At 49.3% G+C, this 7,326-nt stretch carries 6 protein-coding genes; 2 read left to right on the plus strand and 4 right to left on the minus strand.

Features of this window, described 5'->3' with window-relative positions; translation table 11 throughout:
- Positions 1-1,022: UDP-glucose/GDP-mannose dehydrogenase family protein (locus RBR60_RS15725; RefSeq protein ID WP_320358533.1), on the minus strand; the 1,022-nt coding region annotated here is incomplete at its 3' end.
- 206 nt (positions 1,023-1,228) lie between these two features.
- Here RBR60_RS15725 and RBR60_RS15730 point away from each other — a divergent pair.
- Together RBR60_RS15730 and RBR60_RS15735 are read left to right on the plus strand one after the other, a co-directional pair.
- Complete coding sequence (locus RBR60_RS15730; RefSeq protein WP_320358535.1) at positions 1,229-2,890, plus strand: substrate-binding domain-containing protein; 1,662 nt, start codon at positions 1,229-1,231, stop codon at positions 2,888-2,890.
- Between the two features lie 166 nt (positions 2,891-3,056).
- The gene (locus tag RBR60_RS15735) at positions 3,057-4,403 is read left to right on the plus strand and encodes an alkaline phosphatase (protein WP_320358537.1); all 1,347 of its coding nucleotides are present in this window, start codon (positions 3,057-3,059) and stop codon (positions 4,401-4,403) included.
- Positions 4,404-4,466: 63 nt separating this feature from the next.
- Here the strand turns inward: RBR60_RS15735 and RBR60_RS15740 are convergent, their stop codons facing one another.
- From RBR60_RS15740 to RBR60_RS15750, 3 genes are all read right to left on the minus strand, one after another.
- A complete protein-coding gene (locus tag RBR60_RS15740) occupies positions 4,467-4,946 on the minus strand; it encodes a GNAT family N-acetyltransferase (protein ID WP_320358539.1) in 480 nt (159 codons plus the stop codon).
- Positions 4,947-5,264: 318 nt separating this feature from the next.
- On the minus strand, positions 5,265-5,864 hold the full coding sequence (locus tag RBR60_RS15745) for a sigma-70 family RNA polymerase sigma factor (RefSeq protein ID WP_320358541.1): 600 nt from the start codon (positions 5,862-5,864) through the stop codon (positions 5,265-5,267).
- Between the two features lie 67 nt (positions 5,865-5,931).
- The gene (locus tag RBR60_RS15750) at positions 5,932-6,957 is read right to left on the minus strand and encodes a 4Fe-4S binding protein (RefSeq protein WP_320358543.1); all 1,026 of its coding nucleotides are present in this window, start codon (positions 6,955-6,957) and stop codon (positions 5,932-5,934) included.
- Positions 6,958-7,326 lie beyond the last annotated feature (369 nt).

Raw genomic sequence — 7,326 nt, forward strand, 5'->3', positions numbered from 1 at the left:
ATGTCGTCCGTTCCGGGCTTGAAGGCAAGACCCCAGAGGGCAAAACGTCTGCCCGAAAGATCCCCGTCAAAAAAGGCAAGGGCCTTTTCAAAAAGCCGGTTCTTCTGGGCTGCATTCCGTTTTTCAACGGCTTTAAGGATATCTGCGGAAAGCCCCAGCTCCTCCGCAGAACGGATCAGAGCACGGATGTCTTTCGGGAAACAGGAGCCTCCATATCCGCACCCCGCATAGATGAAGGCATACCCGATGCGGCTGTCCGCACCGATGCCCCTGCGGACCCTTTCCACATCCGCCCCCACTTCCTCACAGATGGCGGCCATCTCGTTCATGAAGGAAATTTTAGTGGCCAGCATGCAGTTGGCCGCATATTTGGTCATTTCCGCATCCCGGATACCCATGAAAAAGAGCTTGTCATGATTCCGGGAAAATGGGGCGTAAAGCCTGGAAAGCATCTCCCGGCTTTCCACCGTTTCATGAGCTGCACGCTTTTCCCCATGGATCCCGATGATGATGCGATCCGGCCGCATAAAGTCCGCCACAGCATCTCCTTCCTTGAGAAACTCCGGATTGCTGGCCACATCAAAGGGGATGTTCAGGCCACGCTGCAGAAGACCTTCACCGATACAGCGGGCAATGGCATCGCAGGTGCCAGGAGGAGCCGTGGATTTGTTCACCACCAGGGTGGGGCCTTCCATGGCTGCAGCAATCTCACGGGCCGCTGCCAGCACATGGGAGGTATCCGCAGCTCCGTTTTCCTGGGTGGGTGTTCCCACGGCAATGAAGCAGACCCTGGGATGGGCCATGGCTTCTTCAAGGGTTGTGGTGAAATGAAGTGTGCCGGATGCAAGATTTCTTGCAAGCATGTCCCCGAGACCCGGCTCATGGATGGGAAGCCTGCCCTGGCCCAGATCTTTTATTTTCTCTTCATTCCTGTCCACGCAGATGACCCGGTTACCCATTTCCGCAAAGCAAACGCCTGTGACCAGCCCCACATAACCCGTTCCGATGACCGTGATATCCATGAATTCCCCCTGATTGATGTTGTGAAACCAAGCAAGGGTAGCGTTGGCATATTCAGGAAGTGTTGCAGGCGTGTTGGCTTTCCATGTGTAAAAAACACGACGGTATTCCATTCCCGGATCTCATCAAAACTGAATACAGCTCCTGTAGGCCTGCCCCGTATGTCATTTTTAAAGGCAGGATCTTCATGAAAAAAGGAGCTTAAAAAATGCTGCGTGACAGGGAGTCTTTGACCATCATGGTATTTCTGAGCCTGGTTCTCGGCTTTGTGGGCTTTCTCTTTTTTCAGATCCAGGGAGGATCTTCCGAAGCAGGCTCCATTTCCGCAAACCAGAGCCCGACCAAAACGCCGGACCACTTTTCCATCCGGGCTCTCACCCCTGAAGGCCGCCCCCTTGCCGGGGTGCAGATCCTTCTTGCGGATAAGGATGTGCAGCTCCAGAAAAGTACGGATACGGACGGGAGGGCCAATTTTACAGGCATCCGGGTGCAGCGTTTTCTCCTCACCGCAAAGGCGGAGGGCTATCAGGAGGCTTCCGGCTGGTACATCACCGGCGCATCGGAAAACCTGATCCTGACCCCGGAAGCGGTGATGCGTGAGGTCATCCTCCGTCTTCACGGTTCCAACACCATCGGAGCAAAGTATGCTCCGGATCTGGCAGTCGGGTATCTTGAAAAACTGGGCGCAGAGGACATTCGTACGGAAAAAGGAAGCTCTCCGGAGGAGCAGGAGGTTTCCGGCATGCTGGCAGGAAAAAGGCTTGCGGTGGAAATCAAAGCCCATGGTTCTTCCACAGCCTTTGCTTCCTTAAAGGACGGAAGCTGTGACATCGGCATGTCTTCCCGTGAAATCAAAGAAAGTGAAATCCTTGATCTTCAGCACCTGGGAGACATGAAAGCCGTGGCTTCCGAACATGTGGCAGGGCTGGACGGCATTGCCATCATCACCCATCCTTCCAACAGCCTGGAAGCCCTTTCCGTGGACACCATCGCCGATATTTTTGAAGGCCGGGCAAACCGCTGGGAAGAAACGGGAAGCCGCCTGAATGGTGTCATTCAGGTCTATGCCAGGGACGACAAATCCGGCACCTACGATACCTTCAAGGGGCTGGTGCTGGGTAAAAGAAAACTTCACGAAGGGGCAAAGCGTTTTGAATCCAACACCCTTCTTTCCGATTCCGTGGTTCGCGATGCACAGGGCATCGGGTTTACGGGCCTGCCCTATGTCAACCGCGCCAAAGCCCTTGCCGTGCGGGTGGAGGGTGGAGGAGCGATCTTTCCCACCTTCTTCACCGTGGCCACGGAAGACTATCCCCTGTCCCGCAGGCTGTATCTGTACACGGCTGCGGCCTCGACCAATCCCCATGTGCTGGATTTCATCCACTACGCCCTTTCAGACGAAGGCCAGAAAAAAGCTGCGGATACGGGCTTTGTGGATCTCAGCATCAAAACCTTTGCTGCTCTTGTCCCGCTCGGAGATACCACGACCCAGGTCAGCCCTCCTGTGGAAGCCTATGCCAGGGCCGTGCAAGGATCTTTGAGGCTTTCCCTCAATTTTCGCTTCCGATCCAATGCCTTTGAGCTGGACAGCCGGAGCATGCGGGATCTGCAACGGGTGATTGCTTTCCTGGAAAAACCGGAAAACCACGGCAGGAAAGTGTTGCTTGCGGGTTTTGCGGACAGCCATGGCGCTTATGCCTACAACCAGGAATTGTCCATGAAACGGGCCGAGGTGGTGGCAGATGCCCTGAAAGCCCGGGGAGTGTACACGGTTGAGGCCCTTGGTGTCGGGCAGGAACTGCCTGTGGCATCCAACGAAAATCCTGAAGGAAGGGCCAGAAATCGGCGTGTGGAAATCTGGGTGCGGTAGAAAATTGTTCCGGGACAAAAACTCGCGGCTCCCAAAAAAACAGGTCCTCATTTTCTCAAGGATCCCGAAGCCCCTTTTTGCCTGGATCTTCCACCACGCCCTGGCCTTTTTCGTCCCTTTTGTATAAACTCCCAGGCGTATTCTCACCTGATTCAGGGAGTTCAAGATGTCAAAACATCTCCGCATGCAGATTCTTGCCTTCTGGCTGATCCTGTTTTTTGCCGCACCGCTCGCTGCAAAAAACCTCATCCTCATGATCAGCGATGGCATGGGCTTTGGAACGGTCATGGCCACGGCTTATTTTCACGGAGAAAAGCCCATTTATACAGCTTTTCCGGAAAAATACCTGGTGACCACCCACCCCGCAACCGGCGCTTACACCCCAGAGAGCGAATGGAAGGGCTTTGACCCCCAGCCAAGCCAGGCTACGGATTCGGCAGCCGCTGCCACAGCCATGGGAACGGGGGTAAAGACCCTCCCCGGCAGGATAGGCACCAATCCTTATGGTTTACCCCTGCCCAACATCGTGGAAATCGCCACGGATCAGGGAATGGCCACAGGACTTGTCACCTCGGTTCCCATCAGCCACGCCACACCCGCTGGCATGGTGGCCCACGATCTTTCGCGAAACAACTATGAAAAAATCGCCCAGGAAATGCTGTACGCCAGTGACCTGGATGTGCTCATGGGCGCAGGCCATCCCCTGTACGACAACAATGGCAATCTGAAAACTTCAGGCCAGGAATATAAATACGTGGGCGGCGAAGGGGTCTTTCAGCAGCTGAGAAGCAAAAAAGGGCTTATCGCCAAAGACGGCCGCACCTGGCATTTCATGGATGCCAAAGCAGATTTTGAGGCTCTGGCCAGGGGCGATCAGATCCATACCAAAGTGCTTGGACTTGCAAGGGCCGCCACCACTCTCCAGCAGGCGCGATCCGGCGACCGGCAGCTTGTGGACAGATCCACCCCCAATCCTGAAGCCCCAAGCCTTGCCGTGATGAGTAGGGGTGCCCTGAACGCCCTTTCCGCAAACGGGAAGAACTTTTTTCTCATGGTGGAAGGGGGGGCTGTGGACTGGGCGGCCCACAGCAACGAAAAGGGACGGCTGATAGAAGAACAGCGGGATTTCAACGAGGCCGTTGCCGCCGTGGCGGACTGGGTGGAAAACCGCAGCAGCTGGAAAGAAACCCTGCTCATTGTCACATCCGACCATGAGTGCGGTTACCTCTGGGGATCGGAAAGTCGCACCTTCACACCTGTACAGGATCGCGGGGCCGGGAACATGCCGGAGATGGTCTTTCACTCCCGTCTCCACAGCAATCTGCCCGTTCCCCTGTACGTGAAAGGCGAAGGGGTTTCCGGCCTGCTGAAAAGCCTTGTGGACAGCAGGGACAGCTATTTTGCAGGGCTCATCGCAGGCTTTGATCCGGATTTCACGGGAGAGTTTATCGATAACACGGATATTTTTCTTCTCATGCAGCTGTGGGTTTCAGAAGATAAGGGGGCACCATGAAAGGGGGTAAGATAACCGAAGTTGTGCTTCGTTTGTGCCAAGACATCCTAATTTACCAAACCATTAACACCCCAAGCCTGTCCCCATCCGCATATGAATCAATACCACCCGATTTCCTCTGTGATCCTTCCTTTCCTCAATTTCAAAGGGGCGAAAACCCAGCTTCGGGTAAAGAAGCAGCCCTGCGACATTCGTGTGAAAACAGGACACCGTGATAGTGTGCGCCCCATGCTTCTCAGAACCGAGCCGGATCATATGTCCGATGAGAAAGCTTGCAACGCCAGTCCCCCTGGCATGGGGAGCTGTCAGCACATTGCCGATGGCGCAGACGCCGTCTTTCCAGCGGTAAAAATTAGCAAAACCCACAACATGACCTGAAAGTTCCACCACCGTTGAATCCGAACGTGCCGCCATGCTTTCCCGCAACGCCGCTTCTGTCAGCGGAAAATCCGCTTTTGGAAAACAGTGAAAAAGTTCCTCTGCCGTTGTCGGAAACCCGCATATTACGGAAATATCCTCTTCCCTTGCTTCCCGATGTCGCATGGTACCCTCCCTTCAGGGTGTCAAACTTTTCATTTCATCATGGAGAATGATTCCGAAATCAGATGCAATCCACCTATCCCATCCATTGAACGGTAACAAGTTTTTACAGGATGTCCTTTCCTCCATTTTCTTCTTCCTCTCTTGGACTCCTCCTCCGCACAGGACAGGGAGCCCAAAACTCTGCCCCCCTTCTTGTAAAAATATCGCGCTTGCCTGTGGCCTTACTAAAAACTTTATTTCCCACTCGACACAGATAAAAATACCTGATCGCTGCGATCAGATCAGAAAGAAGGCCCCCAAAAACGAAATTCTTTTTCATTATCTCGTTAAGAGTTTAACTCTACTGTCTTTAGGCTCACAAGCAAAATCATTATTTTCGTTGCGGTATAAAAAACAACAGAGAGCCAGTTTTTCCCTGAGAGCGGTCCTGCTACGGTGAAGACGAATTTTTACGGTTTCCATTGAAATTTCAAGAGTATTGGCAATATCTTTGTTGCTCATTCCGTGGATATCCTTCAGAATTAGTACGGTTCTGTGAATTTCCGGGAGGGTATCAATTTCGTCTCTGATGCACTGATTCATTTCCCCAAGAGTAAATTCCTCCTCAAAGGATTTGAAATGCCTACCATTATAATTTTGCAAGCCTTCAAACAGATTTTCAGAAAAAACATCGTCACGTGAAGAGGTCGTTTTCCTTTTTTCGCGGGAGGAAAGTCTCAGTTTATCCATGGCCGTATTGGTTGCGATTCTGTATATCCATGTCCATAGATGGGAGTCATTTTGAAAAGTGTCCAGGCTTTTATTGATTTTTATGAATACTTCCTGCGTGACATCTTCGGCGTCATCTTTACCCACCAGTCTTGAAAGATACTTTAAGACTCTGGGATGGTATGTATTGAAAACCGTATCAAAATCCATCCTACCTCCTGACTTATTTTATGCACCGGCCAATGGATGCCGATGATTGCTGAGTATGTGAAATTTATTATGCTGCTGGCTTTACCTTGGTGTCAAAGTTGGCATTATTAGTTTCCGATTTGTGGTTTTTTGAGAAAACAGAGCCGAAATAGAGGGCTTTTTTGTGGCAGGCATCAATGCAATCGCCACAGACAATACATTTACTATCATTAATGTAACTCTTTGGACTTTCAAGATGTTTTTTTATGTCTATACTCATCTGGCATTTTTTTGAACACATGTTACAAGATATACATTTTTTCTTATCTATCCGAATTTTTATGATGCTGAATTTTGAGTATAGTGCCTGCAAGCCACCGAGTGGACAAATGTATTTACAGAACCATCTATTCCCCAGATAATAAGTGAAGAAGGCAACCATAGGAATGAACGTTATCACACCGCCCCAAAAAACCCAATAGTAGTATACGCTATCCAGTGCATAGCCCGCATTTGCATTAAAAGAAATAGTTTCAAAATTTATATAATTTGAATGTATAATTCTTGCCAGCATTAAACCCGTTGTAATTGCTAGAAAAGGAGTTGGGTTAAATTTCTTGTTTTCTGGATTCATACCGCATTTTTTGAGCAGATTGGTTGATTGCTCCTGTATGGGAGCGAAAACACATCCCCAAGCGCATAAGCCTCTTCCCCATATAAAAACAAATAATAAAATAAATGCAAAAAAAATTGCAGCAGTACCATATACACCTTTTGCCATCATTGACATCCATGAGCGTGGACATATGCTTTTTAGATCAATTATTCCCAATGTTGCCAAGGTAATGTGTAAGGTTATGAGTAAATAGATTAGGCCATGAAAGTACATTCTTCTTTTCTCAAAACGATTTAGTTTTAAACGTCTGAGTTTTAGTTGAGTATGCGTGGTGGGTTGCCGCAAAATTAATTTTCCTTGTATGCGGTAAAAAACTATAGAAAGCAGAGTTGTTAGTATCCCAATACTGATTATATATATGGATATCTTTGGTAAAAAACTAAAAAGTGTTGCGGGGCTTTGTCCAAACCAATATGTGTACATGCTGATTGCTGCCATAAAACATCCATGAATTTCTTCAGTAATACATGCAAGTCCAAAAACGCTAATGAACAAACCTGTTACGAATATTTTTTTTTCATATTGCATGAGTGTACACTCCAATAATTAGAATAATGCATAAGTCCATATAATTGCTAAAAGTTATTCAGGTGGCGGATCCACCTGAATAACTCTTAGTATATTTCCGACAACTACATGACTCATCTTCTACAGTTCAATTTCAATAATCCAATGAATTCAACATGATAAAAAGCAATAACAAACCTTTGGCACCACCTGCCATCCTGTTTTCCCAAAACGCTCTTTTTTATATTTCGCAAATTGCCTGTGGCATGGCTACGCCAACAGCCTTGAATATTTTTCCAC

This window comes from Desulfobotulus sp. (genome assembly GCF_034006065.1).
GTDB lineage: Bacteria > Desulfobacterota > Desulfobacteria > Desulfobacterales > ASO4-4 > Desulfobotulus.